The sequence below is a fragment of the Streptomyces sp. Ag109_G2-15 genome, from assembly GCF_900215565.1.
GTDB lineage: Bacteria > Actinomycetota > Actinomycetes > Streptomycetales > Streptomycetaceae > Streptomyces > Streptomyces diastatochromogenes.
On the sequence record NZ_OCNI01000001.1, the window covers coordinates 4,365,867 to 4,391,269 of the forward strand.

Genomic DNA, 25,403 nt, shown 5'->3' on the forward strand with positions numbered 1-25,403 from the left:
CTTTCTTCTCGTTCGCCCGTGCGGGGGTTCGGGCCACCTGAAAGCCGTAGCCGCACTGGCGGAATTCATATCGATATGACTGGGTGTCAATAACAGGAACTGCGCGGCGGAGACGCGGCCCAGCGGAGACAAAGCAGCAGAAGCGGAGAGGAGAGGAGCAGGCATGGCTCCACAGCGGCGAAGGGCCCGGTCCCGGCGGCTGACCGTGCTCGCGGCGGCCGTCACCGCGTCGGCCGCCCTCGCGGCCGCGCCCGAGCCCGCGAAGGAGCCCCCGCCCTTCGGCGCCTTCCTCGACTCCGGGCCGATCGGGGTGGCCCGCATCGCCGAGTTGAGCCACTGGCTCGGCGGCACCGAGCTGAAGGTCGCGCACACCTATCTGCCCGGCGGCCGCTGGCAGGACATCGAGGGTCCGCCCGGCTTCCTGGACGCCTGGGCGCACTGGCGGCGCCAGAAGACGGACCGGACCCTCGTCCTCAACGTGCCCATGCAGGAGCGCAACGAGGAGCACGTGCCCGACGACCAGGTGCGCTCGCTGCTGCGGCAGGGCGCGGCCGGGCAGTTCGACCGGCACTTCCGCGCCCTCGCCGAGCGGCTGGTGGCGCTGAAGGTGCCGGACACGGTCATCGTGCTCGGCTGGGAGATGAACGGCGTCACCTACACCCATCGCTGCGGACCGGACCCGCAGGCCTGGAAGGCGTACTGGAACAGGATCGTCACGGCGATGCGGGTGGTGCCGGGCCAGAAGTTCCGGTTCGACTTCAGCCCGAGCCGCGGCCGGGACGCCGTTCCGTGGACCGCGTGCTATCCCGGGGACGCCACGGTCGACATCATCGGGACGGACTCCTACGACCAGCCGGCCGGAATGTCCTTCGACGAACAGGTGAAAGAGCCCTACGGTCTTCAGCAGCAGGTGGATTTCGCGAAATCCCACGGCAAGCCCGTCTCGTATCCGGAATGGGGACTCTTCCGCAACGGCGACAACCCCGAGTACATGCGGCGCATGCTCGACTGGATGGACGAGCACCGGCCGCTGTACAACACGCTGACCGACTACTGCCCGCACGGCGTGTGGCAGTGCTCGGCCAACCCCAAGTCGACCGAGGCCTACCGGTCCGCCCTGTACGGCCGCTGACCCTGAGCGCGTCTCCTCCACCGGTGCAGCACCTCCTTGCCCCGCCGCCGGGCGGCCGCCTCGCACAGCGCGGCCGACAGCAGCGGGGCGGTGCGCCGCCGGGCCAGCAGAAGCCGCTGGTTGACGACCGGTTCGGGGCGCCAGTGGTGTTTGTACGGCTCGTTGCCGCGCAGCAGGCTCAGCGTGCCGCGCCCGCCCGCACCGGCGTTCGCTGTGTTCGCGGCGCTTTCGGTGCACGCCTCCAGCAGCATCACCGCCACGTCCGCCCTGCGTTCCCTGAGGCTCGGATGGGCGCCGTACAGATAGCCGCCGGCCAGACTCCGGGACAGCAACGTCAGGTCGACCGCCACCACCTCGGCGCCGATCCGGAACTCGGTCACGACGGCGTCGCCGGAGCGGACCATCGGCCCCACCGCGCGGACCAGATGCTCCCGGAACCGGGGATGCAGATGCTCGGTCGTCACCCTCCGCCCCTGCCACTGCAGCCGGTGCAGCTCCAGCAGCCGGTGCAGCGCCGCGTCCACGTCCTCGGGGCCGACCACCCGCCGCTCCACGCCGAGCGCCGTCAGCTTGCGCAGCTTGGCACGCACCCGCTGGGCCTTGTTCGACGGCAGCCGGGCGACCAGCTCGTCCATGGGTACGGCGGGCAGCTCCAGGCACATCGAGTCGCCGATCGTGCGGCGCGGCCCGCGCCAGCGGTCGTAGACGCGCTCCACCGCGCCGCCCGGCCGCACCTCGCGGAAGTCGATCAGCGCCGTGCGCGCCGCCTCCGACAGGGCCTCGGTGAGGGCGCCGGACGCGCGCCCGTCGTCGGCGTCGTCCAGCAGCACGTCCCCGTAGTCGGAGATCGCACCGCCCAGCGGCACCAGCGCGGGCAGCGGGCGGCGGACCAGCATCATCGGCGCGGCGGCGACCAGTTCGCCGCCGGAACGCACCAGCAGCAGCCTGAGCCGCCCCCGGTCGCCGTACGACCGCCACCACGAGTGCAGCCAGGCGTGGCTCTGGAACGGGGTCGCGGCGGCGCACCGCCCGTACAGCCGCCCCCAGGCCGGGGCCAGTTCGGCGAAGGCGTCCCCGTCGGTGACGAGGCCGGCGGTGTACGTCGGGGGCGCCGTGTACGTCGCCGTCACAGCTGGCCGCGCGCGTCGGCGGCGACCGAGGGTCCGGGCACCGAGGCCGACCGCACCGGCTCCTGCTCCGGCCGGCGCTTCGGCCGCACCAGCAGCACCAGCCCGCCGAGCAGCCCACCCGCGCTCGCCCCCACCAGAGCGGTCACCCCGGCCGACGTGGAGGTCGGCGCGGTCGGCTGCAACGCGCGGGAGAACTGCAGGAGTTCGACGTGCGTGGCGGTTTTGGTGTCGTTGGCGTGCCGGGTGAGGGCCCGGGCGACCGCGTTGGCCATGTCGGCGGCCTGGGCCGGGCGGGCGGAGGTGGCGGAGACGGCGACCATCGGGGCGTCCGGCGAGGTGGCCGTGCGGACGCTGTCGCGCAGGGTGTCCACGGGCACCCCGGCCGCCACCTGCGCGTCGCCGAGCACCGCGAGCTGGGTGGCGACCCGGCCGTAGGCCTGGGCGAAGCCGAGCGCGGAGGCGGTGTCGGAGTGCTCGGTGGGTACGGCGATGACATAGCTGGTGGCCGTGTACGTCGGCGCCTTCAGCACGCCGTACGCACCGCCCAGCAGCCCGCCCGCGAGGACGCCGGCCGCCACCAGCGACCAGGGCGGCAGCCTGCGAGCGCGGGAGAAGCGGTCGGGGCGGGGGTACCGGGTGGGGTTCTCGGTCATGGCGAGGTGACTCCCTCGGAGGATCGGGGCTGGGGGATCGTGCGGGCAGGCCCTGTCGTCAGACTCGCGGCGTCCGCCCGGAGCGCGGCAGGCGGGAGTCTGACGACAGGGCCCAGCGCCGCCGTGTAGACGTCCATGAGGCGGGCGGCGCTGCGGCTGATGCAGTAGTGGCGGGCCGCCTCGGGGGCGGTGCGCGGGCCGGGGCCGGCCGCGCGGACCTCGGCGAGCGCGCGGGCGTAGGCAGCCGCGTCGCCCTGGACGCGCAGGGCGTTCGGGGCGGCTTCGGGCGGCAGGTCGTCGATGGCCGGGCAGCAGGCGTGGCGCACGGGCAGCCCGGCCGCCAGCGCCTCGACGACGGCCAGTCCGAAGGCCTCCTCCGGGGACGGCGAGGCGAGCACGTCCATCGCCGAGGTCAGCGCGGGCAGGTCCGGGCCCCGGGAGCCGTCGCAGTCGTACGGCCGCTCGCCGGTGAACAGCACCCGGTCGGCGACCCGGGCCTCCTCGGCGGTCCGGCGCAGGGCGCTCTCCTCGCCGCCCCCGCCGACCAGCAGCAGCCTGCAGTCGCCGGGGAGTTCGACGAGGGCCCGGATCAGCACCTCGAAGCGTTTGCCGGGGTGGAGGCGGCCGATGCCGCCGATGACGAACGCGTCCTCGGGCAGCCCGAGCCGGGCGCGGGTGCGCTCGCGTTGTACGGGGTCGAAGCGGAACCGCTCCAGGTCGATGCCGTTGGGCACGACCTCGATGCGCGGCCCGGGCACGCCCCAGCGGGTGAGCCGCTCGGCGACCGTGGGGGAGACGGCGACCGTGGACCGGCCCAGCCGCTCACCGGCCAGGTACAGCGCGCGCACGCCCGCCGTGAGCGGCCGGCCCTCCATCTGCGAGTCGCCGAGGGAGTGTTCGGTGGCGACGACCGCGCGGACCCCGGCGAGCCGGGCGGCGATCCGGCCGTACAGACAGGCCCGGTAGAGGTGGGTGTGCACCAGGTCGTAGCGGCCGTCCCGGATGATCCGGGCCAGGCGTGGCAGCGCGCCGAGGTCGCGGTTGCCGGTCATGCCGAGGTGGACCACCCGGACGCCGTCCGCGGCCAGCCCCTCGGCGACCGGCCCGGGGTTGGTCAGCGTCACCACGTCGCACTCCACCGGCAGGTGCCGCAGCAGCAGCCGCAGTTGCTGCTCGGCGCCGCCGACCCCGAGCCCGGTGATGATGTGCAGCGCCCTCACCGCAGCCCCTCGACGGGACGGCGGCGCAGCCGGTGCAGCCGGTGCTTCAGGAACAGGCGTACGGCGGTGTCGTGCTGCCCGATGTGCACCCGGGGCAGGGTGTACGGGCCGCTCAGCGCGCCGGGGTCGATGGCGCAGGCATAGCCGTAACCGGCCTCCCGTACGGCGTCGACGGCCCGCTGGTCGACCGTGCCGTACGGGTAGCAGAAGCCGGTGACCGGGGTGCCGGTCACCTCCTCCAGCCGCGCGCGGCTCTCGGCGGTCTCGGCCCTGAGGGTGGTGTCGTCGGCGCGGGTGAGGTCGATGTGGGTGAGGCCGTGCGAGCCGATCTCCACGCCCGCCCGGGCGGCGTGCCGGATGCCGTGGCCGGTGAGCAGCGGCTTGCGCGGGCCCAGCGGGTCCCACGCGTTGTCCCCGCCGAGCCGGCCGGGCAGCACGAACAGGGTGGCCGTGCACTCCCAACGGGCCAGCGCGGGCAGGGCGTTGTCGAGGAAGTCCGCGTACCCGTCGTCGAAGGTGAGCCCCACCAGGCCGCGTCCCTCGCCCCGGGCGCGGGCGGCGAGCAGTTCGGCCACCGACACGCCCCTGAGGCCATGGCCGCGCAGCCAGCGCAGTTGCCGGTCCAGCCGGCCGGGCGTGACCGTGACGCGGTACGGGTCGTCGGAGCAGTCGCCGACCGAGTGGTACATGGCGATCCACGGGACGGGGCCGGGTCTGGTGGCCCCGGCGCGGAGCGGGGACTCAACGGAGGACGGCATGGGCGAGCCTTCGGGCGAGGGTGCGGACGAAACGGAGTGCGGGCGCGCAGCCCTGGGCGCCCAGGGCCCGGCCGAGCAGGACGAACACCACCGTGACGGTGGCGCCCCCGGCGAGCAGACCGGTGACCGGGGCGGTGAGCCTGCTCGCGACCAGCGCCCCCGCCCCCGCGGCCGCCACGGCGGCCGGCAGCGTCCGGCCCAGCTCGCGCAGCACCCGCCCGGTACGGATCGGCACGCTGCGCGAGCTGTTCTGACGGGTGGTCCGTCTCCGCATGCCGGACAGCAGCAGGCCGGCGGTGACCGTGATGCCGAGCGCGTTGGCGGCGGCGATCCCGGTGACGCCCCAGGAGCCGACCGTCCAGGCGCCGAGCCAGGAGGTCACGGCGATGCCGGCGGCCATGGCGGCGACCGGGTACCAGGTGGCGCGGCCCGCCGAGAAGTAGGAGCGGACCAGCACCCCCGTCAGCGTCTGGCCGAGCAGCCCGAGCGCGTACACGCGCATCACGCTCGCGGTCGCCGCGGTGTCCTCGGCGGTGAACGCGCCCCGCTGGAAGAGGAGCTGGACGAGCTGCGGGGCGCAGGCGACGACGGCCGCGGTGCCGAGCAGCACCAGGCAGCAGGCCACCGCCAGATCGCGCTCCACCCGGGTACGGGCCCGCTCGATGTCGCCGTCGGCGAGCGCCCGCGCCACCAGCGGGAAGGTGACCGTGCACAGCATCATCGACAGCGTCATGGGGATCTGCGCGACCTTCTGCGCGTAGTTCAGGTGCGAGATGGCCCCGGCGGGCAGGTTCGAGGCGAGGAACCGCTCGATGAGCACCTGCGACTGCCGGCACAGCGCGAACAGCAGCACGGTGGCCATCAGCGCGATGTCCAGGGGCCGCGCACCGGCGACCTCCGCGGCCACCGACCCGGCCGTACGGCGGCTGCGCAACTGCCGTCCCAGCGACGGAAGTTGGATGGCCACCATCAGGCAGCCGCCCGCCGCGACCCCGAGCGCGGCCGAGCGCACCCCCCAGTGGCCGCCGAGGGCGAACATCGCGGTGACGATGCCGACGTTGTAGGCGACATAGATCGCCGCCGGGGCCAGGAAGCGGCGGTGGGCCCGCAGGGCCGCGCTGCAGTACCCGGCGAGCCCGAAGCTGAGCACACAGGTCGCGGTGAGCCGGGTGCAGTCCACGGCGAGCGCGGGGTCGCGCAGGCCGGGCGCGAGGGCCTCGACCAGCTGCGGGGCGGCCGCCGCGAGCAGCGCGCCCACCGCGGCGAAGGCCAGCGCCAGCCGGGGCAGGGTGCCGGCCACCAGCGCCCGGACGGGGTCGCCGGGGGCACCCTGGGCACGCCGGGCCAGGGCCCCGCTGAACGCCGGGATCAGCGCGAACGCCAGCCCGTCCTCGATGAGCAGCGTGGCCGCGAACTCCGGCACCGTCCAAGCGACCAGGAAGGCGTCGGTGTCCCGCCCGGCCCCGAACAGCCGCGCCAGCGACTGGTCCCGCACCAGCCCGAGCAGCGCCCCCGCGACCGAGAGGGAGGCGGTGACGAGGGTGGCCTTGGCGAGGAACCCGCGGGTGGGCGGGGCGTGTTCGGGGGCGGTGTCCTCCCGGGGGGTGGTGGCCTGCGTGGTCATCGGAGGGCCCCCTCCCCGACGACCGTTCCCCGCGTGCCCGTGAACGCGGCGGCCTCGCCGCAGGCCACCGCCTCCCCGCCCACCAGCGCCCACCACGCCACCAGCCCGAAGCACACCGCGGTCAGTACGGTCGACGGGCCGCCGATGTCGGCGTAGGCGAAGTCGACGAGCTGCCAGACCAGCAGCCCGCAGGCGGCCAGCGCGCACTCCACGCCGCGGCCCGAACGGCGGGCCCGCCACAAACCCCGCAGCGCGCACACCAGCATGGCCAGCCAGCCGCCCGCCAGGCAGAGCAGCCCGATCAGACCCTGCTCGCTGAGCACCAGCAGATACATGTTGTGCGGGGACAGGAGCGGCTGCCTGCGGTAGGCGGCGCCCGCGCCCTCCGTGTCGCTGCCCGAGGACAGCGCGAGCGAGGCGTGTCCGTCGCGGTACTCGGGGAAGCCCTTCAATCCGACGCCGGTCAGCGGGCGCTGCCGCCACATGTCGGTGGCCGCGGCCCACATGGTGTACCGGTCGGTGACCGACTGGTCGGGCGCGTCGGTGACCTGCGTGATGCTGTCGATCCGCTCCTGCAGCATCGCCGTACCCACCCCGAGACCGCCCACCAGGACCACGCCCGCGGCCACCACGGCCGCCGCGACCTTCAGCGCCCGGCGCAGCCCGGCCAGCACCAGCTGGACGGTGAGCGTCACGGCGGTGGCGATCCAGGCGCCCCTGCTGAAGGACAGCGCCAGGGGCAGCAGGAGGGCGAGCGCGCAGGCGGCCGCGGCCCACCGCTCGCGCACCCGGGTCCGGCCGAGCGCCAGTCCCACCGCGCACACCAGCCCGAAGGACACCACGGTCGCCATGCCCATCACGTCCTGCGCCCCGAAGGTGCCGACCGCGCGGATGTCCTCGCCCTGGTAGGAGGCGCCGGTCCCGGTGGCGTACTGCTGGACGCCGATCGCCCCCTGCCACACCGCGAGCCCCACGAACGCCCAGGCCAGCAGCCGGAAGTCACGCCGGTCGCGGATCAGCAGGAGGACGGCGGCGGGGACGAGGACGAAGATCTGGAGGTAACGGCCGAGGCCGGTGATCCCGGCGCCCGGCGACACCGCGCCCATCGCGGCCAGCGCGAGACCGGGCAGCGGCAGGCCGAGGACCACTGCGGCGGTACGGGACAGCGGGCGCCGCCGCTCGCGCAGGAGTCGTACGACGCAGTAGGCGACGACCAGCGCCGACAGCGCGTCGGCCGGGCCCGCGCCGCCCTCGCCGCCGGGGGAGAGGGGCAGCGCGAGCAGGGCGACCACGGCCACCACCGGCAGCACCGGGGACGCACCGCGCAGACGGCCGAGGGGCAGGGCAAGGCTCATCGGTCAGCTCCCCGTGGAACGCACGAGCGCGGCCGCGGTGCGCAGCAGGATGCAGACGTCCTGCCACAGCGACCAGGTGTCGATGTAGGCGTTGTCGAAGCGGGCCCGGTCCTCGATGGAGGTGTCGCCGCGCAGGCCGTTGATCTGGGCGAGGCCGGTGATGCCGGTCCGCACGCGGTGGCGGGCCGCGTAGCCGGGATGGACCCGGCTGAACTGGGCGACGAAGTACGGCCGTTCGGGGCGCGGACCGACCAGGCTCATGTCGCCCCGGAAGACGTTCCACAGCTGGAGCAGCTCGTCCAGCGAACTCATGCGCAGGAAGCGGCAGAAGCGGCTCATCTCGCGCTCGCCCGCCACGCTCCACCGGGTCGCCGCCTCGTGCTCGTCGACCGGGCGGTGGGTGCGGAACTTCAGCAGAGTGAAGGGGCGGCCGTTCCTGCCGATGCGCTCCTGCCGGAAGACGACCCCGGGCCCGTCGGTGAGCCTGAGCACGGCCGCGCACACCAGCAGCGCCGGGCCGGCCAGCACCAGCGAAGTCCCGGACACCACCACGTCCAGCAGCCGCTTGCCGAGGCTGCCGCGCCGCCGGTTGCCCAGGTCCAGGCGGCGCACGGAGTACCCCGCGAGCTGGTCGCGCATCTCGTACGACGGGCCGTCCGCGTCCACCTCCCACACCGTGCAGCCCGACTCGACCAGCGCCCGCAGCAGCGGACCCTTCTGGGCGGGCACGGCCGGGTCGACGGTGAGCACGACCCGTACCCCGTTCTGGATGAGCGCCCGCTCCACCTCCTCGCCGGTGCTGAGCACGGGCAGCCCGCCCCTGCCGTCGGGGTGCTCGGCGACGACACCCACCGGCCGCACCCCGCAACGCGGGTGCCGCAGCAGCGCGGCGGCCACCCGCTGCGCGGTGGCGGCGGGGCCGATGACCAGGGCCGTACGCGGGTGGCGCAGCAGCACCGCGCGGCGCCGCCAGTACACGCAGCCGCGCGCCGCGCAGTCCGCCGCCGCGTGCACCGCCCAGCCGAGCAGCAGGGTGCGGGCGGTCAGTGCGCGGCCGGGGTCGTAGGCGGCGAGCAGGGCGGCGACCGACAGCCAGGCGACCGCGATCCGGCCGCAGACGACGGGCAGTTCGTCGAGCACGCCGGGGAGCGCCCGGGACGAGCGCGGGCGCAGGACTATCGCTCCCAGCACCAGCGCGACGACCAGCGACAGCCGGCGGCTCGCCTCGTCCAGGGTGACCGCGCCCGCCAGTGCGGCGAGCAGATCGGCGACGAGCAGCGGCAGGGGCGAGGTGGACCGCGCGGGCCGCCGCCGCGCCGGGAACCGGAAGCTGCCCGCGGGGCGGGCCGGCCTCACCGAGACGGGTGAGGATCCGTGGTCCCACGGCTGCGCGCCGGGGGAGGGGACGGTGCTGTCCGCAGTCACGAGTGGATGGACTCCCTGCACTCGGAGGGCACGGGCGGGCGTGTTTCCTTGTTCGCCTCCGGGGCGCCGGAGTCTGTGTCGAGAGGCCATTCGGCGGCCCCTTCGGCGGCCCCTTCGGCGGCGCCGAGGAGCACGCGGTAGAGGTCCGCGACCCGCTCGGCGGTGTGCCGCACGTCGTGTGTGGACCGGACGTGACGGCGCCCCTGGTCGCCGAGCGACGCGCGCAGTGGTGCGTCGGGCAGCAGCGCGGCGACGGCCCCGGCCAGCGCCTCGGGATCCTCCGGCGGGACCAGGCAGCGGGCCGCGAGCGCGGGCGGCAGGCTCTCGCGGGCGCCGTTCACGTCGGTGAGCACGACGGGCCGCCCGCAGGCCAGCGCCTCCAGCGGGGCGAGGGCCATGCCCTCCCAGCGCGAGGGCAGGACCACCAGGTCTGCGGCCCGGTACCAGGGCACGAGGTCGGCCACGGCGCCGGTGAAGTGGACGGAGGGGTGGGCCCGTCCGGCCAGCGTGTCACGGTCGGGTCCGTCGCCGACCAGCACCAGCCGGGCGCGCGGCACCGCGCGCAGCACCTGCTCCCAGGCCCGCAGCAGCACGTCCTGGCCCTTCTGCCGGCACAGCCGTCCGACGCAGACCACGAGCGGCGCCGCCGGGTCGAGGCCGGGCAGCAGGGCGGCGCGGTCGGGTGCGGGCCGGGCCGCCGTGGGGGCGGGGGAGGAGCCGGGTGCGGCGGGGGCGGGGGAAAAGCCGGGCGTGGCAGGGGCGGGGGAGAAGCGGTCGAGGTCGATGCCGTTGGGGATCACCGCGTATGCGGCGCGCACCCCGGCGTTTACGCCGGTCGTGCGCTCCGCCTCGCTGACGCACACCACCCGGTCGGCCCACCGCGCCCCCCACCGCTCCCAGCGCCGGGCGAGGGCGGCGGTGGCCCCGCCGACGGCCTCGAACGACCAGGCGTGCGGCTGGAACACGGTCGGGATGCGCCCGCGCACGGCGAGCCGGGCGGCGAGCCCCGCCTTGGCGCTGTGTGCGTGCACCAGTTCGGGCCGTACCTCGTCGATCAGCCGTGCGAGCCGCCGTACCTCACCGGCCAGCCCCGGACCCGGCGACCGCCCGGCCCGCCACTCGTGGACCCCGGCGCCCAGGTCCCGCAGACCCGCGGCGAGTTCACCGCCGGGGCAGCCGGCCGTGACCTGTAGACCGTCCGCGAGCTGGGCCCGGGCGAGGTCCAGTACGACCTGGGCGACCCCGCCGTCGACGGGTTGCGCTAGGTGCAGGACCCGCGGCCGGAAGACGGGTGCTGACTGGTGCATTCGGGGGTTACCTCGCTCACGGGGGGCGCTCGGGGGCGCGGGTGGTACGCGCGTCATGCCTGCGCGCCCACGGCGACGGAAGAGCGCGCCGGCCCACGACGCGTCCCGGTGGGAAACGAGCCGGAAGCCCCGCTGGTCACACCGCGCGGATCGTGGATCTCCCTACGCCATGCGCCGGATCGCGTCCGTATCCGCCGGAGCGCGCCCTTCGCCGGGCGCGACGGGCGCACGACAGCGGGACATCACCCCATTGGCGGCACAACCCCGGGGAGCGCGGAGCGTTGACACAGCGCCGGGCATCCCGCCCGGATGTTGTGTCGATCCCAAGGAGCACCTCTCCATGTCGCGTATCGCGAAGGGTCTGGTCCTGACCTCCGCCGCCATCGCGGCCGTCGCCGGCGGTGCCGGTGTGGCCTCCGCCGACTCCGGCGCGAACGGCGTCTCCACCGATTCGCCCGGCGTGGCGTCGGGCAACGTCGTCCAGGTCCCGGTCCACGTGCCGGTCAACGTCTGCGGCGACACCGTGGACGTCATCGCTCTGCTGAACCCGGCGTTCGGCAACAAGTGCGGCAACGACTGACGTCGGGACGCTGCCCTTCGGCCGGCCGTCCGCCCGCGCTTCGTCCGCGGGCGGACGGCCGGTTCCGGTCTCCCCCGGATGGTTCACTGCGGGTGTGCGAGCGGTTGCGGAACGTCATGGCGGGTTCAACGGTGGGCACAGGCCCCTGCCCCACCGAAAGGAACCCCCATGCGTGTGCTGCCCCCGCGGCGTCTCGCGTCCACCACCCTCTGCGCCGCCCTCCTGGTCGGCATCGCCGGCCCGGCCGCCGTCGCCGCCGACTCGGCCCGGGAGCGCACCCACGCGAGCTCCCACGCGTCCGTCCCCGGCGCCGACACGTTGCTCGCCCAGGTCAGGTCCCTGCGTAACGTCGACCCGGTTCTCAACCCGGTCCTCGACCTGCTCGACCAGTCCCTCCAGAAGGGCCGCCTGACCCCCGACCAGGCCCGGAAGCTCGGCGACGCGGCGAAGGAAGCCGTCGCCAAGGCCGCAGGGGTGGCGCCTACGACCCCTGCGACGCCGACGACTCCGGCTACGCCCACCACTCCGGCGACGCCGACCACCCCGGCCACGCCGACCACTCCGGCGACTCCTACGACCCCGGCGACGCCCACCGCTCCGGCCACGCCGAGTACGGCGGCTTCTCCGAGTACGTCGAACACACCCAGTACGGCGGCCTCTCCGAGTGCGTCGGCCTCTCAGAGCCAGCCCCCCGCCCCGTCCCTGCCGGCCACCCCGAGCACGCCTGCCGTGCCGAGTGTGCCCGCGGCGCCGAACGTGCCCGCCGCCTCGTCCGCGTCCCTGCTGACCACGTTCGCCAAGAGTGACGTCAAGGTGCCCCAGGCCCGCGACCTCACCGACGACCTGAACAACGCGATCGACGCGCTGCTCAAGGCCGTCACCTCCAACCTCGACGCGCTGCTGGCGACCGCCACCGGAGTCGTGAGCGACCTGGTCGACCTGATCACCTCGACCCTCGACGGCCTGTCCCTGCCGCTGCCCCTGCCCAGCCTGCCGGCGGACCCGTCGCTGCCCACCGGGTGACCCACGCGATTCCCGCTGCCTCAGCCGTCGTGTCCGTCGTACGTATCCGTCGGGCACGGCGGCTGAGGGCTGTTCACCGGCGGAAAGGGGATGTGGCGGGAAGGGGATCTCATATGTCTTCTCGGCGCGGGGTTTCCGGCCCGGAGGGAACTCGTTAGGCACGGCGTCAGAATCCCTGGGGTGACGTGAGTTGCCGAAGAAAGGAACACGATGAAGTCCCTGAAGGCTGCCGCTGTCGTTGCCGGTTCCGTGGCCCTCGCCGGCGTCGCCGCGCCCGCGTTCGCCGCCCACAGCACCGCCGACCTGACGCCCACCAGCCTCAACGGCGCCGTGAACACGCTCACCAAGGGCGGCTTCACCCTGAAGGACGTCATGCCGCTGCAGCACCAGTCGGACGCGCTCGACACCGAGAACAAGGACTCCGTGCTCAACACCGTCAAGGGCGCCACCGCTGCCCTGAACCAGCACAACCCCCTGCTCGGCGGCCTGCCCCTGCAGAGCTGAGGTTCGAGGCGGTTCGAGGCCTCTTCCCTCGATCGTGTGGAGCGGTCCCGGGCGCTGGGCCGGAAGGGTGAGAAGCCGCCGGGCCGCGCCACACCCCGTCGATAAGGTCGCGCGGTGACCTCAACCTCAAGCGAAACCAGCCCCTTCCGTGCCCCCGCACTCGGCACGCTCGTCGTCCTGGCCTGGAGCGGCGAGGCACCCGACGGCAGCGACATGCCCTACCTGCTGGCCTACTCCCTCGGGGACGCCGAGGGCGGTCCGGAGGCCACCGCCGCCGCGGTCGAGCAGCTGCTGGTGGGCAACGGCCTGCCGGTCGGCGGCGCGCTGGTCGACGGCACCACCAAGCCCAGCCTGCCCGTCACCCTGCTCGTCGAGGCCGGCCAGGCCGTCCTCAACATGCCGCAGCTGGTCGCCCAGGCCGACGCGCCGCCGGAGTGGCTCGCCGCCGTCGCCGAACGCGGCTACGCCTACCTCGTCTTCACCACCCGCGCCTGGCCCGAGGGAGAGCCCGGCAAGCCCGTCGAGCCCGCTGCGCTGGCCGCCTTCGCCGGTGCCGAGGAGACCCTGACGTCCGCCGCGCACGTCGTCCTGCCGGCCCGCAGCCTGCGCCGCTGATGCCCCGGACCCTGGCCGGCGGCAGGGGGTTCGGGCTGCTGCTGGTGATCACCGGGGCGGCCGGACTGCTGGCCTCCTGGGTCATCACCCTGGACAAGTTCAAGCTGCTGGAGAACCCGAACTTCGTCCCCGGGTGCAGCCTGAACCCGGTGGTGTCCTGCGGCAGCGTGATGAAGAGCGACCAGGCTTCGGCCTTCGGGTTCCCCAACCCGATGCTGGGCCTGGTGGCCTACGGCATCGTCGTCTGCGTCGGCGTGAGCCTGCTGGCCGACGCCAGGTTCCCCGGCTGGTACTGGCTGCTGTTCGAGGCCGGGTGCCTGTTCGGCGTGGGGTTCTGCTCCTGGCTGCAGTTCGAGTCGCTCTACCGGATCAACGCGCTGTGCCTGTGGTGCTGTCTGGCGTGGGTCGCCACGATCCTCATGTTCTGGTACGCCACCTCACTCGTCGTCAGGAACGGGTTCCTGCCCGCCCCCGGATGGCTCAGGAACTTCTTCGCGGAATTCACCTGGGTGCCTCCGCTCCTGCACATCGGTGTCATCGGAATGCTCGTCCTGACGCGATGGTGGGACTTCTGGACGAGCTGAAGAGTGACCAGCTGATGAGTGGCCGACCTGAAGAGTGACGAGCCGACAATTGCTGCACCCGGGCGAAATGTGCGCTGGTGCCGTTTTCCGGCTCGTTACGCGGTACGGACGTCGAACCCTCCGCATCCTGAAAGGGCCCGTACCTGACATGAAGTCGACCACCCGAGGAACCCTTGCCGCCGTCGTCACGGGCGTCGCGGCCGCCGTGGGGGCCGCCGCCCCCGCCGCCGCGGTCGGCACGGTCCCCGTCCCCGTACCGCTGGACGGCGTCTCCAAGTCCCTGAACATGGAGGTGCCCAAGCTCGGTCTGGAGGTGCCGCTGCTGAAGCCGGGCGCCCCCGAAGGGCCGCGGTACGTCACCGGCCGGCTCCTGCCCGATCGGACGCTGCCCCAGCTGCCGGTGACCGGCAGCCTGCCCGGCGCGGACCTGAGGGCACCGGTGCCGCACGTCCTCGGCGACGACTTCGACCACGTCGGCGTCGGCGCCCCCGCCTCCGACCTGCGCACCCTCGGCCCCGGCCTGGCACTGGACGCCCCCCTGACCGCGCCCAACCCGGACAACTTCGGCCTCCCGGACCTCAAGCTCCCGCAGGCCGGCGTCGTCGCCCCGGTCCTGCAGACCGTCCCCGGCGCCGATCTGGGCCTGGGCCCGGGCCTGTAGCCGACGGTCGATTCTGGGCCTCGGCCCGGGCCTGTAGCCGACGGTACGGAGGCCGTCGTACCCACCGGATGGCCCTGTGGCGGTGACCCCGTCCGCGTTCCGTCGGTTATCCCTACGGATATCCGATCCCGGACGAGGAGTGAGCGATGGTCGTCGGTGCCGGTGGCGTGGCGGTGGGTGCGGAGCAGCAGGTCAGAGCGGGTGCGGGGAGAGTGACGCGGAGGGAGGTGACGCGAGGGCTGCTGGCCTCGGTCGCCGCCCTGGCGCTGGCGCCGGTCGTCGCCGCCTCCCGCCCCGTGCCCTCGGCGGACGGCCCCGAGGGCGCCTCCTTCGACGAGACCTACCGGGGCCGCCGCATCCAGGGCTCCCTGGTGACGTCGCTCACCGGACGCGCCGCGCCCGGAGGCGAAGGCGAATGGCAGGTCACCGTCGACGGCCGCCCGCTGCACCTGATGCGCCGGGCCGACGGCACCTGGCTGAGCATGGTCGACCACTACAGCTCGTACCCGACCCCGCTGGCGGCGACCCGCGCCGCCGTCGACGAGATGGGCCCCGGCCAGCGACTGCGCGACCTCGCCCCGGGCCCGGTCGGCGGGGCACCGGCGGGACATATGCACATGGAGGGCGAGCATGGCGTACGTGCGTAAGGACGTCAGCACGCTCACCCGCACCGAGCGTCGGCGGTTCGTGAACGCCCTGCTGGAGCTCAAACGGCGCGGTGAGTACGACGAGTTCGTGCGCCTGCACATCGACTACTACACCGCCGACGGCGAGGACGGCCTGCGCACCGCCCACATGGCCCCCTCCTTCCTGCCCTGGCACCGCAAGTTCGTGCTGGAGCTGGAGCGGGCGCTGCGCCGTGTGGACTCCTCGGTGACGATGCCGTACTGGAACTGGACCCGGGACCGTACGACGACGTCCGCGCCCTGGACGAACGACCTGCTCGGCGGCAACGGGCGGCGCTCCGACCGGCAGGTGATGACCGGCCCGTTCGCCTACTCGGCGGGGCACTGGACCATCAAGGAGGGGATCACCGACGGCAGGTTCCTCACCCGGGACCTGGGCCGCCCCGCCTCCCCCCTCGAGCTGCCCACCAGGAGCCAGCTGCAGTGGGCCCTCGACGACCCCGTCTACGACGTGCGGCCCTGGGACTCCACGGTCCCCCGGGGCTTCCGCAACAAGCTGGAGGGCTGGGGGAGCGGCAGCGGCAGCGCCTCCTTGCGCAATCACAACCGGGTGCACCGCTGGGTCGGGGGCGCGATGCTCGGCGGCGGCGCCGTCAACGACCCGGTGTTCTTGCTGCACCACACCTTCCTGGACCTGCAGTGGTACCGGTGGCAGCGGGCCCACAGCAGCCACCGCTACCTGCCCGCGGAGCCGCCCGGCCTCGCCGACCCGCAGCACGAACGGATCGTCGCCCGGCACCAGAAGCTGCCGCCCTGGGACGTGACGCCGGACGGGCTGGAGGACATGAGCCGGATCTACCGGTACGCGTGAGCCGCGTGACGGCAGTCGTGTGACGGCAGTTCGCTCACGGCAGTCGTGTCACGGCATGGGAAGAGCCCCGGCGCTCGAGGTGCCGGGGCCCTTCCCTGTGTGCTCGGATCAGCTGCCGTAGTTGTTGCCGTAGCTGCCGGGGCCGGGGGTGCCGGGGGTGGCCGTGCCGTTGCCCGGGTTGGCGCAGCCGTTGCCGAAGGCGGGGTTCAGCAGGCCGATGACGTCGACCGTGTTCCCGCACACGTTCAGGGGAATGTGGACGGGAACCTGGACCAGGTTGCCGGACAGGACGCCGGGCGACTCGGCGGTTCCGCCCTGGGCGCCCGCGTCAGCAAGGGCCAGACCGGCCCCGCTGATCACCACGGCACCGGCGCCGAGAGCGATGGCGGCTGCCTTCGCAATGCGAGACATTACGTTCTCCTTTTGTTGCTCGACGAGCGTGCGGCGGCAGGACCAGCCACCGCACTTCCCGTTCAACGGCGTGGCTCGGGGCTGGTCACGGCGATCAGCGGCGGATCACCCTTTCAACAAGGGCAGCAGCGCAGGCCGGCGTTAATGAGAGGCGCCGCGCGCGACCGCCCCCCTACCCTCCGGCCATGACCACCGAATCCGCACCCGACACCGACACCGACACAGAACCCGACACCGTTACCGACACCGACACGACCGAGCGGGCCCGGCAGCTGATCGGGCTGCTGGCCGAGGAGAGCCGGCTGCGCACCTTCGCGGCGGTCGCGCTGGGCGCGGACAGCCCCGAGCGGATCGCCGAGACGGCCGGACTGCCGGCGAAGGACACGGCACTGGCGCTGCTGCGGCTGCGCGAACAGGGCGTGGTGACGGCGGACGGTGCGCGGGGCGGACTGGCCGTCTCCTACGGCCTGTTCCGCGGGCTGGCCCGACGGGAGCGGCCGGCGGCACGGTCCGGGGACGGACCGGACGCCGTCCTGGACACCTTCGTGCGGGACCGGCGGCTGGTACGGCTGCCCGCTCAGTGGACCCGTAAGAAGCTGGTGCTACGGCACATCGCCGAGCAGACCTTCGAGCCGGGCGTCGAGTACCCGGAACGGGTCGTCAACGAGCGCCTGCGGGCCTGGTGCGAGGACTCCGACGAGATCGACCATGTGACGCTCCGGCGCTATCTGGTGGACCTCCACCATCTGCACCGGAGCGAGGGGATCTATCGGCGCCCGGACGTCGGCTGACGGGGGATCGGGCGGCCGTCCGTAGGCGGGGAGGCCGTGTGACGGAACCTCAGGGCAGCCGTCGTACCGGAGCACCCGCGAGGTAGGCCTGGATGTCCTCCACCGCCTGGCCGTAGTACGTCGCGTAGTTGGCCCGCGAGACATAGCCGAGGTGGGGCGTGGCCAGGAGGCGGGGTGCGGTGCGCATCGGGTGGTCCGCGGGGAGCGGCTCGACGTCGAAGACATCGACACAGGCGCCCGCGATCCGGCCCTCGTGGAGCGCGGCCAGCAGGGCGTCCTGGTCCACGATCGCCGCGCGAGAGGTGTTGACCAGGTAAGCGGTCGGCTTCATCAGGGCCAGTTCGGCGGCGCCGACCAGGCCCCGGGTGCGGTCGCCGAGGGCCAGGTGGACGGAGACGAAGTCGCTGGTGGCCAGCAGCTCCTCCTTGGAGGCGGCGAGTTCCACGCCCACCTCCGCGGCCCGCTCCTTGGTCAGGTTCTGGCTCCAGGCGCCGACCCGCATGCCGAAGGCGAGCCCGACCCGCGCCACCAGGCTGCCGATCTTCCCGAGCCCGAGCAGACCGAGCCGGCGGCCGTGCAGGTCGGCGCCGACGGTGGACTGCCAGGGCCCGCCGGAGCGCAGCGCGTCGCTCTCCTCGACGATCCCGCGGGCCAGACCCAGCAGCAGCGCCCAGGTCAGCTCCACGGGAGGGGTCGACGAACTCGCCGTACCGCACACGGTGACGCCGTGCGCCTCGGCTGCGGCGTAGTCGATGACGCTGTTGCGCATCCCGGAGGCGACGAGCAGTTTCAGCCGCGGGAGACGGGCGATCAGCGAGCCCGGGAACGGGACGCGTTCGCGCAGGGTGACGACGATGTCGTAATCGGCGAGGGCCGCGGCGAGGGCGTCCTCGCCGTCGAGGTGCTCGCGCAGTGCGACGACCTCCACCTGCTCCTCGATCACCGACCAGTCGGCCGACTCGGTGGCCGCACCCTGAAAGTCGTCCAGCACCGCACAGCGAAGTCGCACGTCGTCACTCCCCTCTCTCCCGTCCCGGCGGCGACTGTACCGGCCGGCCGGGAGCATGAGCCGGGCACCGTACCCCAGCCAAACGGAACGTGAACCCTTTCTTTCTGTCTGGTGTACAACTCTTCACCCTCTTCTTACGTCGAACCGGTGAACAGCGGCGTTTGCCCCGGCGCGCGCACACGATCCCGGAAGAGGAATCCTGCCCATGACGATCCGTCGGTTGTGTGGTGTCCTGCGCGTGCGCGGGGCCGCCGACCTGCTCCTCGTACTCCTGCTCGGTGCCGGCTTCGCCGCGCTGCCCGTCTTCGCGCTGCTGCCGTCCCTGTGGGGCTTCGCCGCGGCGTCGGCGGTGACGTATCTCGTGGACGAGGTGCTGCACTCCAGGGCTCCGGGCTTCGTGCGCAGGCTGGCGACGCTGCAGCTCACCCGCCCGCTGCGGTTCGCCGTCCGCACGGTGATGGTGCTCGCCCTGGCCAGCCGGATGAACGCGCCGGACGAGGTGCTGGTCGCCGCGCTCGCCGTCTTCAGCGCCCACTTCGCGCTGATGATGCTGTACACGGCGGTGCATCACGCCGTCCGCCGGCGCCGGGTGCTGCCGCTGGTCGTCCGCAACCTCGACATGAGCGGGCTGCCCGTCCCGAAGCAGCCGCCCGCCGTCCTCTACCGGCGCTTCCTGCGCAAACTCCTCCACCTGGACCTGCCGGCCCACGCCGGCCTCCTCGCCGCGCTGGCCGCCGGGACCTGGGGCCCGGCGTACGCCGGCTTCGCGCTCACGGTCGGCGTGACCGTGACGGGCGTCCTCGCGCTGCTGGGCCAGTACCGCAGGGTCCGCCGTATGCCCGCCCGAGACGAGGTGTTCGCCGAGGTCAACCGCCAACTCGCCGGATACCGCCCCGAGGTGGCGCTGTACTTCAGCTTCGCCTCCGTCTCCCGCGACTTCATGTACCAGGTCAACATGTGGATCGAGACGCTGGAGCAGCTCGACCTGCGCCCGGTGATCATCCTTCGGGAGCGGGCCTCGTTCCGCTATCTCAGCCGCACCTGGATCCCGGTGGTCTGCGTCCCCAAGGCCGACGACCTGGCCGAACTCGAGCTGTCCGACGTCCGGGTCGTCCTCTACCCGGGCAACGCGGGCAAGAACGTGCACATGCTGCGGGTGGCCGAGGCCAAGCACGTCTTCATCGGCCACGGCGACAGCGACAAGCTCGCCAGCAGCAACCGGGTCAGCAAGGTGTACGACGAGATCTGGGTGGCCGGCCGCGCCGGCCGCGACCGCTACCAGCGCGTACGGCACGCCATCAGCGACAGCGCCATCGTCGAGGTGGGCCGCCCGCAGCTGTCCCCGATCTGTCTGCACGCCGAGCACACGCCCGGTCCGCTCCCCGTCGTCCTCTACGCGCCGACCTGGGAGGGCTGGAGCGACGACGACTGCCATACCTCGCTGATCCCGATGGGCGTGCCCCTGATCGAGAGGCTCCTCGCGGAGAACGTCCGGGTCATCTACAAGCCGCACCCGCTCACCGGCAAGCGCTCCGCCGAGGCGGCCGCGGCCGACAAGGCGATCCGCGAGCTGCTGCGGGCCGACAACGAACAGCGCGGCGCGGCGGAGGCACAGGCCGCGGTCGCCGAGGCCAAGCCCCGGCTGCAGGAGATACAGGCCCGCCTCGACGAACTGGCCGGCCGGCTCGGCGGCGACGACGCCGAGCAGCTGCGCGAGTCCCGGGTGCCCGACCGCGCGGGGGCGGCCGAGTGGCAGGAACTGCGCGCCGAGTGGCACCGGATCTTCTGGGAGACCCGGGGCCCGGTCCGCCACAACGTGATCCTCAAGCAGTTGCCGTCGTTGTACGAGTGCTTCAACCAGGCGGACATCCTCATCAGTGACGTCTCCTCGGTCGTCGCCGACTTCGTGGCCAGCCTCAAGCCGTACGTCCTCACCAACGCCCAAGACCTCCCGGACGACGACTTCCGGGCCGCCTACACCACCGCCGGCGGCGCCTACCTCCTCGACCGCGACTGCACCCGCCTCCCCGAGATCCTGAACGCGGTCCGCCCCCCGCACACCGACCCGATGACCCTCGACCGCCGCACCCTCAAGGAGTACGTCCTGGGCCCGGACCACCCGACCTCCATGGAGCGCTTCAACGCGGCGGCGAACGCATTGGCGGCGAGGGCGGCGGCGGAGCGGGCGGAGGGGGAATCGGTGGGGGATTCGGAGGGGGGTGCGTCGGGAGGTGCCTCGAGAGGTGCGTCGGGGGGTGCGGAACTGGCGGCCTGAGCGGAGTTCGAGCCGTATCCGAGGCTGCGTCAATCCTGGTCGGTGGGCAGTAGGCGGTCCAGGTGGGTGTCGTCCAGTGCGGTCTCCAGGTCGGCCCGATCGAAGGCCACCGGGGCGCTGTCAATCCTGGTCGCTGGGCAGTAGGCGGTCCAGGTAGGTCTCCAGTGCGGTCTCCAGATCGGCCCGCGCGAGGCTCCCCGGCGCGCTCACCGCGTCGAACGCCAGTCCGTCGGTGACGGCCGACAGCAGCCGCGCCCCGATCTCCGGGTCGGGGCGCGGCCCCGGGCGCGGGGCGGGCAACGCGCCCAGCGTCTGCCGCAGTCCGGCCTGGATCGCGGCCGGCGTCTCCCGCTGCACGGCCGCGAGCACGGGCGAGGTGGCGGCGAAGGCGACGTACACCCGGCATCCGCTGCGGGCGGCCAATGCGGTGGTGGTGCGGGTGATGGGGACGGAACTGGTGACGGTGCGGGTGGATCTCGGATGAGGACGGTCGCGGACCGCTGAAGCCGTCGAGAAGCTCGCATCGGGAACTCTGCCGGGACCGGGCAATTCGGCGCGGGATAGCCTGGCGATCATGGCGGACTGGGAGATACGGCCGGCTTCGGCGGCGGACCTCGAGGCGGCGGTCGAGCTGCGGGCCGTGGTGATGCGGCCGGATCTGGAGCGGCTCGGGCGGTACGACGAGCACCGGGTGCGGCAGCGGCTGCGGGACGGGTTCGCGCCGGCGCATACCTGGGTGATCGAGGTGGGCGGCACGTTCGCCGGCTGCGTCGCGCTGCGACCGGCGCAGGACGCCCACTGGCTGGAGCACTTCTTCCTGGCCCCGCACCTGCAGGGCAGCGGCATCGGCGGGGCCGTGCTGCGCGAGCTGCTGAAGCGGTGCGACCGCGAGGGCACCCTGGTCCGACTGAACGTGCTGCAGGGGAGTCCGGCGCGGCGGTTGTATGAGCGGCACGGGTTCGTTCTTGAGTCCGAGGATCCGGTGGACGTGTTCATGACGCGCGAGCCGGCCTCGGTTGCGTCGGCCGCGTCCTGAGTGTTCTGACCTTGCTGGGCAGCACAAAGCCCTCCCGATCGGGAGGGCGAGGGGTGGCGCCCCCGGCAGGACTCGAACCTGCGGCCATGCGCTTAGAAGGCGCTTGGTGGGACGGGTAACGCACCCCTGCTGACCTGCTTCTCTTCTCAAGCTGGGTGCCTCATCGACCGACCTTCGACACGCATTCGACTGGCGGCAGATGCTGGGCTAGTGACGGTTGATCGGAATCTCGTAGACGATCTCGCAGTGAGCGGCCGGCACCACAATGTCCGCTGTCTCCACGGGCCGCCCTTGGTCGCTGTAGTACGTCCGCCGGATGTGCGTGACGAGCCCGGCCTTCTGAATGCCCAGGAGTGACGCCTCCTCGGCGGTCGCCTGCCTGGGCTCCGGCTGCTCCACGGCGTGGCTGACGGTGACGCCGATCGCGGCCATGCGGTTGACGACACCCGCCCCGGCGTGCGGCCCTCCCTCGGGGAGGACGACAAGCGTGCCGGCGGTGAGGTCGTACGGCTCCCAACTCGTGGACAGCTGTACCGGCCTGCCGTCGGCCAGGAACTCGTACATCGTCCGGACGCATAGGTCGCCCTCGGCGATGCCGAGCCGCGTTGCGATGTCCGCCGGAGCCGGCACCTTGGCCTCAGTCCGGCTCTCCCAATCCCCTTGCCGGCCCACGGCCTTCATGTCTGCCCGGAACGGCGATCCGTCGGGCTGCTCACGCGCGGACGACCGGACCACCCGCACCCGCTGCCGGGGCTCGGCGACGTACGTGCCCGAGCCGGCGCGGCCCTCCAGCACACCCTGGGAAATCAGCAGCTCCTGAGCCCGGCGGACCACGTTCTCGCCCACCCCGCACTCCTGGCCGATCTGAGCGCGGGAGGGTAGGCGATCCCCCGGCTCCCATACGTGCTCCGCGATCCGCCGCCGGAGTTCGTCGGCGATGCGTAGATAGGGCGGCTGCTCAGGCATATGGAAAATCTAGTCCACTAGCTCTAATCTAGTTAACTAGCTTCACTTAAAGTGATCGCCGGTGACGGAGGCTGCCCTGTGCCCGCTTCGGGAGTTAGCGCGGCGACCCTCGCCGCCCGGCTGTCCGCCGTCGGGCTCCCCGCGCGCGTGGAGGAGCACGACCGGTACACGTCGGTCGAAGCGGAGATACCGGAATCGCTCTCCGCCGACTTATGGCGGGAGGTCCTGGAAGTGGTGGCCGAGGCCGATCGGTTCGGGCTCCTCGCCACCAGCTTGAACGGCCGCACCCTCTGGGCGGTCGTACGCAAAGAGGTCCCCACGACGGGCGATGTCGGGGGACCAGCCATCAGCGATAGGAGCTGAGTAGCGTGCTCAACCGTATCCGCCGTGCCGCCTCACTCACCAGAGCGCGGTGCTTCCCCAAGGGCAGGCACCGCCGCCCGTTAACGCCCTCCCGGCCGACAGCCACCCCGGCCTTCTCGGCGGCGTCTGTTGACGCGTCGACGGTCATTCTGGGCCGGGCTTCCGAAACCGCGAACCACCGACACTCGCTCGCGGGGGAGGACAACGCACTCGTCCGCCCGTACGTGCTGGCTTGGGAGGAACGAGTACGGCCGCGCCCGGTGGTCGTCGCTTCCCATCTGCCGGCTGAAGCCTGGTCGGCCCTGGCGGGGGTCTGCTGATGCCTTCTCGCCGACAGCTTCACGTCACCGACGCCACGGCCGTCCCGTACCGGTCGACCGCCTGTCGCATCGGCACGCACCTTTCTTGCGCGGAGTCGTCGCCAGTCTCCGCACCGATTGACCTACCCGTTGTCTACGAGACGTGCGCCTGCCTCTGCCACTCGGGGTCCGACCGTTCTACGCTCGTGGAGGTGGAGCGGTGAGCGGCTGGGCACCCGGCGGTGCGCTGGTATCCACCATCGAGGTCACCGCGACCACCGTGCAGCGTGGCGACGTCATCCAACTCGGCGGCCGAGCCTGCCGGGTGACAGACCTCTTCCAACTCCCACAAGGTGCCAAGCAACTTCTCTTCGAGTCGGGTGAGCTGCTGACCATACACACGCGATCCCGGCTCACCGCCGTTCGCGTGCTGAGAAGGCGGTGACCCGCTCCGTGCCTTCACGCCATCACGACATCGCCGACGATCTCCGGCAGCAGATCACGACCGGTCGCATGAAGTCAGGCGAACGTCTCCCGTCCGAGGCCGACCTCGCCGACTGGTACAAGGTCAGCACGGTGACACTGCGGAGCGCCCTCGCGGTCCTCCAGGGCGAAGGCCTGGTCGAGAAGATCCACGGCAAGGGCAACTTCGTCCGTCGCCCACCCCGCAAGATCGTGTACGTCGGCGGATGGGGGACGCTGGACCCGTGGACCGCTGCTGAAGCGGCGCTGCGTGTCACCGTGCGCACCACCACGGTTCCGGCAGACAGCCACCTGACGACGTTGCTCAAGGTGCCGACGGGCAGTCCGCTCGCTGAGTTCTTCTGCGTAAGCCACGAGGAAGAGGAAGGGGCGGGCGCGTTTGGCGGCTATGACCTGCTCAGTGCGGCCCAACTTGCCGGTCTGGTGATCACCGGTCCCGCCGACCAGCGGGACTGACGAAGCCCACGGCCCTGAGCTGCTCAGATGCCGTGGGCTTCTGTCGTTGTTGGTTGACGTTGTGCGACCCCGGACGGCCCAGAGACGGCCCGGCTGAACTCGATCTCGCGATCGTCCGCCAGAAACCGGTACTACTGCTGGGTTCTTCTCTATTCTGTGGCCACCGCGCGGGGTTGGGGAACCACCGCAGATGCAGGGGGGCAATGTGCTGATCGTTCTCATTGGGTTGGCTGTGGGCGCCGCATACGTGTGTCACGGAACACCGCTCTTTGCCCCGGCCGTCATCGTTGCGATCTGCTCCTTCTGGTCCAACGGCGTCATCTCCAACTTCCGTCGCACGTACGAGATCCCGCGCCTTGCAACGGCGGTGAGCCTGATCTGCTTCGTCCTCACGCTCGTCTTCGGCATCACGGGCCTGGTCATCGGCTGAGCATGGGGCGGCCGGCGCCGAGGGCTCGCGCCCTCAGCTTGGGAAGCTGCGAGCATTTGGGGGTGGTTTGGCGGTGACCTGGATGAACGGTTCGCTCTGGGCCTCGACGGGGTGCTGCCCCAGTCACCGTGGTTCCCCGCTGTTCCCCGCTCGATCTGGTGCGGTTGTGGTGCGGTCCGTCGGCGTTCGGAATCAGACCAGGGGCCTGTGCAAGTACCTCAGAGGTGCTGCTTCGCTGAGCCGACGAGTCGGCTGATGTTGTCACGGGTCCGTGCTCTCATCTCGTCCAGCTCAGCCCTGGCGTCCGCCTTGGGCAGCTCCGTGATGTCCGCAAGTACGTCTTCCGCGGTCCGACTCAGCTGGTCGTCATCCGTCAGCATCTGCACCCGGAAGAGCGCCTCCTGGGCGCTGGAGCGCAAGTCGTAGGCGCGGATACGAACCGCGTCGGGGTCCTCCGGTGGCGGCTGCTCATGCTCACAGAACCACAGATGGACCAGACAGCGGCGATAGTTAACCAGCGCGCCGGCATAGGCGGAGTAGGCATCGAGTCGCTCCTGCCGAAGCTTCTCGCGGCGGGTGAACTGATGGCTCCTGTTGGTGGTGCGCTGCTGAACCGCCAGAGTGATCCCCGACCCAAGCAGGGTTCCGAGAACGGCTATGGCGCTGGCGATGACGGACTCCACGCCTCAAGCTGATCACGTCTCGCCGCCATGGGTGGGCCGCTGGCCCAACTTCGGGCCAAGTCGGCGATGTCCTCGACGTTACTGGCACCGAGGGCCTTCTGATCCGTAGCTCTATACAGATCGGTCAACGAAG

General features: G+C 72.5%; 29 protein-coding genes and 1 pseudogene. 17 read left to right on the forward strand and 13 right to left on the reverse strand.

What is annotated here, in order from left to right; genetic code table 11:
• Nucleotides 1–163: 163 nt before the first annotated feature.
• On the forward strand, nucleotides 164–1,132 hold the full coding sequence (locus tag CRP49_RS19595) for a glycoside hydrolase family 26 protein (protein ID WP_107487114.1): 969 nt from the start codon (nucleotides 164–166) through the stop codon (nucleotides 1,130–1,132).
• Here the strand turns inward: CRP49_RS19595 and CRP49_RS19600 are convergent.
• From CRP49_RS19600 to CRP49_RS19635, 8 genes are read right to left on the reverse strand one after another with little or no spacing between them, the layout of a single operon-like run.
• Complete coding sequence (locus tag CRP49_RS19600) at nucleotides 1,105–2,262, reverse strand: GNAT family N-acetyltransferase (RefSeq protein ID WP_097254540.1); 1,158 nt, start codon at nucleotides 2,260–2,262, stop codon at nucleotides 1,105–1,107. The two genes, CRP49_RS19595 and CRP49_RS19600, sit on opposite strands and share 28 nt — an antisense overlap.
• Nucleotides 2,259–2,915, reverse strand: coding sequence for a lipopolysaccharide biosynthesis protein (locus CRP49_RS19605; RefSeq protein WP_097254541.1), 657 nt, complete (start codon nucleotides 2,913–2,915; stop codon nucleotides 2,259–2,261). Before CRP49_RS19605 ends, CRP49_RS19600 begins: the two co-directional genes overlap by 4 nt.
• Nucleotides 2,912–4,135, reverse strand: a complete 1,224-nt coding sequence (locus tag CRP49_RS19610) for a glycosyltransferase (protein WP_097254542.1) — start codon at nucleotides 4,133–4,135, stop codon at nucleotides 2,912–2,914. The genes CRP49_RS19605 and CRP49_RS19610 overlap by 4 nt, the downstream gene beginning before the upstream one ends.
• A complete protein-coding gene (locus CRP49_RS19615) occupies nucleotides 4,132–4,893 on the reverse strand; it encodes a polysaccharide deacetylase family protein (protein WP_179851683.1) in 762 nt (253 codons plus the stop codon). The genes CRP49_RS19610 and CRP49_RS19615 overlap by 4 nt, the downstream gene beginning before the upstream one ends.
• The gene (locus CRP49_RS19620) at nucleotides 4,877–6,517 is read right to left on the reverse strand and encodes a lipid II flippase MurJ (RefSeq protein WP_097254544.1); all 1,641 of its coding nucleotides are present in this window, start codon (nucleotides 6,515–6,517) and stop codon (nucleotides 4,877–4,879) included. Before CRP49_RS19620 ends, CRP49_RS19615 begins: the two co-directional genes overlap by 17 nt.
• Nucleotides 6,514–7,872 carry an O-antigen ligase gene (locus CRP49_RS19625; RefSeq protein WP_097254545.1) on the reverse strand — a complete coding sequence of 453 codons (1,359 nt, stop codon included), beginning with the start codon at nucleotides 7,870–7,872 and terminating at the stop codon, nucleotides 6,514–6,516. The genes CRP49_RS19620 and CRP49_RS19625 overlap by 4 nt, the downstream gene beginning before the upstream one ends.
• A gap of 3 nt (nucleotides 7,873–7,875) precedes the next feature.
• Nucleotides 7,876–9,297, reverse strand: coding sequence for a sugar transferase (locus CRP49_RS19630; RefSeq protein ID WP_179851684.1), 1,422 nt, complete (start codon nucleotides 9,295–9,297; stop codon nucleotides 7,876–7,878).
• Nucleotides 9,294–10,604: a glycosyltransferase gene (locus tag CRP49_RS19635; RefSeq protein WP_097254546.1), complete on the reverse strand. Its 1,311-nt coding sequence runs from the start codon at nucleotides 10,602–10,604 to the stop codon at nucleotides 9,294–9,296. Before CRP49_RS19635 ends, CRP49_RS19630 begins: the two co-directional genes overlap by 4 nt.
• A gap of 340 nt (nucleotides 10,605–10,944) precedes the next feature.
• Here CRP49_RS19635 and CRP49_RS19640 point away from each other — a divergent pair, with 340 nt between their 5' ends.
• From CRP49_RS19640 to CRP49_RS19675, 8 genes are all read left to right on the forward strand, one after another.
• Nucleotides 10,945–11,184, forward strand: a complete 240-nt coding sequence (locus tag CRP49_RS19640; RefSeq protein ID WP_097254547.1) for a chaplin — start codon at nucleotides 10,945–10,947, stop codon at nucleotides 11,182–11,184.
• Between the two features lie 168 nt (nucleotides 11,185–11,352).
• On the forward strand, nucleotides 11,353–12,207 hold the full coding sequence (locus CRP49_RS47925) for a hypothetical protein (RefSeq protein ID WP_257033439.1): 855 nt from the start codon (nucleotides 11,353–11,355) through the stop codon (nucleotides 12,205–12,207).
• 210 nt (nucleotides 12,208–12,417) lie between these two features.
• Nucleotides 12,418–12,711 (forward strand): hypothetical protein, encoded by a 294-nt coding sequence (locus CRP49_RS19650; RefSeq protein WP_094214540.1) that lies wholly within the window; start codon nucleotides 12,418–12,420, stop codon nucleotides 12,709–12,711.
• 114 nt (nucleotides 12,712–12,825) lie between these two features.
• On the forward strand, nucleotides 12,826–13,326 hold the full coding sequence (locus CRP49_RS19655) for a DUF5949 family protein (protein WP_097254548.1): 501 nt from the start codon (nucleotides 12,826–12,828) through the stop codon (nucleotides 13,324–13,326).
• Nucleotides 13,326–13,910: a vitamin K epoxide reductase family protein gene (locus tag CRP49_RS19660; RefSeq protein ID WP_097254549.1), complete on the forward strand. Its 585-nt coding sequence runs from the start codon at nucleotides 13,326–13,328 to the stop codon at nucleotides 13,908–13,910. Before CRP49_RS19655 ends, CRP49_RS19660 begins: the two co-directional genes overlap by 1 nt.
• A gap of 148 nt (nucleotides 13,911–14,058) precedes the next feature.
• Complete coding sequence (locus CRP49_RS19665; protein ID WP_097254550.1) at nucleotides 14,059–14,571, forward strand: hypothetical protein; 513 nt, start codon at nucleotides 14,059–14,061, stop codon at nucleotides 14,569–14,571.
• A gap of 146 nt (nucleotides 14,572–14,717) precedes the next feature.
• Nucleotides 14,718–15,218, forward strand: coding sequence for a tyrosinase cofactor (locus CRP49_RS19670; RefSeq protein WP_097254551.1), 501 nt, complete (start codon nucleotides 14,718–14,720; stop codon nucleotides 15,216–15,218).
• The gene (locus tag CRP49_RS19675; protein WP_097254552.1) at nucleotides 15,202–16,068 is read left to right on the forward strand and encodes a tyrosinase family protein; all 867 of its coding nucleotides are present in this window, start codon (nucleotides 15,202–15,204) and stop codon (nucleotides 16,066–16,068) included. Before CRP49_RS19670 ends, CRP49_RS19675 begins: the two co-directional genes overlap by 17 nt.
• Before the next feature lie 108 nt (nucleotides 16,069–16,176).
• Here the strand turns inward: CRP49_RS19675 and CRP49_RS19680 are convergent, their stop codons facing one another.
• Complete coding sequence (locus CRP49_RS19680) at nucleotides 16,177–16,479, reverse strand: chaplin (protein ID WP_097254553.1); 303 nt, start codon at nucleotides 16,477–16,479, stop codon at nucleotides 16,177–16,179.
• A 185-nt stretch (nucleotides 16,480–16,664) separates the two neighbouring features.
• Between CRP49_RS19680 and CRP49_RS19685 the strand changes: the two genes are divergently transcribed.
• The gene (locus tag CRP49_RS19685; protein WP_097254554.1) at nucleotides 16,665–17,270 is read left to right on the forward strand and encodes a DUF2087 domain-containing protein; all 606 of its coding nucleotides are present in this window, start codon (nucleotides 16,665–16,667) and stop codon (nucleotides 17,268–17,270) included.
• 49 nt (nucleotides 17,271–17,319) lie between these two features.
• On the opposite strand, the gene CRP49_RS19690 is transcribed toward CRP49_RS19685, so the two are convergent.
• Nucleotides 17,320–18,279 (reverse strand): D-2-hydroxyacid dehydrogenase family protein, encoded by a 960-nt coding sequence (locus CRP49_RS19690; protein ID WP_097254555.1) that lies wholly within the window; start codon nucleotides 18,277–18,279, stop codon nucleotides 17,320–17,322.
• A 205-nt stretch (nucleotides 18,280–18,484) separates the two neighbouring features.
• On the opposite strand from CRP49_RS19690, the gene CRP49_RS19695 reads away from it, so the two are divergent.
• Nucleotides 18,485–20,554: a hypothetical protein gene (locus tag CRP49_RS19695; protein ID WP_218892964.1), complete on the forward strand. Its 2,070-nt coding sequence runs from the start codon at nucleotides 18,485–18,487 to the stop codon at nucleotides 20,552–20,554.
• 120 nt (nucleotides 20,555–20,674) lie between these two features.
• Here CRP49_RS19695 and CRP49_RS19700 read toward each other — a convergent pair whose 3' ends face one another.
• On the reverse strand, nucleotides 20,675–20,977 hold the full coding sequence (locus CRP49_RS19700; protein ID WP_179851685.1) for a TetR family transcriptional regulator C-terminal domain-containing protein: 303 nt from the start codon (nucleotides 20,975–20,977) through the stop codon (nucleotides 20,675–20,677).
• 151 nt (nucleotides 20,978–21,128) lie between these two features.
• Between CRP49_RS19700 and CRP49_RS19705 the strand changes: the two genes are divergently transcribed.
• Nucleotides 21,129–21,590 (forward strand): GNAT family N-acetyltransferase, encoded by a 462-nt coding sequence (locus tag CRP49_RS19705; RefSeq protein WP_097254557.1) that lies wholly within the window; start codon nucleotides 21,129–21,131, stop codon nucleotides 21,588–21,590.
• 207 nt (nucleotides 21,591–21,797) lie between these two features.
• Here CRP49_RS19705 and CRP49_RS19710 read toward each other — a convergent pair whose 3' ends face one another.
• The gene (locus CRP49_RS19710; RefSeq protein ID WP_097254558.1) at nucleotides 21,798–22,556 is read right to left on the reverse strand and encodes a GntR family transcriptional regulator; all 759 of its coding nucleotides are present in this window, start codon (nucleotides 22,554–22,556) and stop codon (nucleotides 21,798–21,800) included.
• A gap of 78 nt (nucleotides 22,557–22,634) precedes the next feature.
• Between CRP49_RS19710 and CRP49_RS19715 the strand changes: the two genes are divergently transcribed.
• The 5 genes and pseudogenes from CRP49_RS19715 to CRP49_RS19740 all read left to right on the forward strand — a co-directional run bounded on the left by CRP49_RS19715 (nucleotide 22,635) and on the right by CRP49_RS19740 (nucleotide 24,587).
• Nucleotides 22,635–22,919 (forward strand): hypothetical protein, encoded by a 285-nt coding sequence (locus tag CRP49_RS19715; RefSeq protein ID WP_097254559.1) that lies wholly within the window; start codon nucleotides 22,635–22,637, stop codon nucleotides 22,917–22,919.
• 5 nt (nucleotides 22,920–22,924) lie between these two features.
• Nucleotides 22,925–23,239 (forward strand): hypothetical protein, encoded by a 315-nt coding sequence (locus CRP49_RS49130; RefSeq protein ID WP_097254560.1) that lies wholly within the window; start codon nucleotides 22,925–22,927, stop codon nucleotides 23,237–23,239.
• Between the two features lie 199 nt (nucleotides 23,240–23,438).
• Entirely contained in the window at nucleotides 23,439–23,663 is a 225-nt protein-coding gene (locus tag CRP49_RS47930; protein WP_097254562.1) for a hypothetical protein, read from the forward strand.
• Nucleotides 23,660–24,061 (forward strand): annotated as a pseudogene (locus CRP49_RS19735) (GntR family transcriptional regulator); the annotation flags it as partial. The gene CRP49_RS47930 and the pseudogene CRP49_RS19735, both read left to right, overlap by 4 nt.
• A 301-nt stretch (nucleotides 24,062–24,362) precedes the next feature.
• On the forward strand, nucleotides 24,363–24,587 hold the full coding sequence (locus tag CRP49_RS19740) for a hypothetical protein (RefSeq protein ID WP_101373475.1): 225 nt from the start codon (nucleotides 24,363–24,365) through the stop codon (nucleotides 24,585–24,587).
• 218 nt (nucleotides 24,588–24,805) lie between these two features.
• Here CRP49_RS19740 and CRP49_RS19745 read toward each other — a convergent pair whose 3' ends face one another.
• A complete protein-coding gene (locus CRP49_RS19745) occupies nucleotides 24,806–25,270 on the reverse strand; it encodes a hypothetical protein (RefSeq protein WP_097254564.1) in 465 nt (154 codons plus the stop codon).
• Nucleotides 25,271–25,403 lie beyond the last annotated feature (133 nt).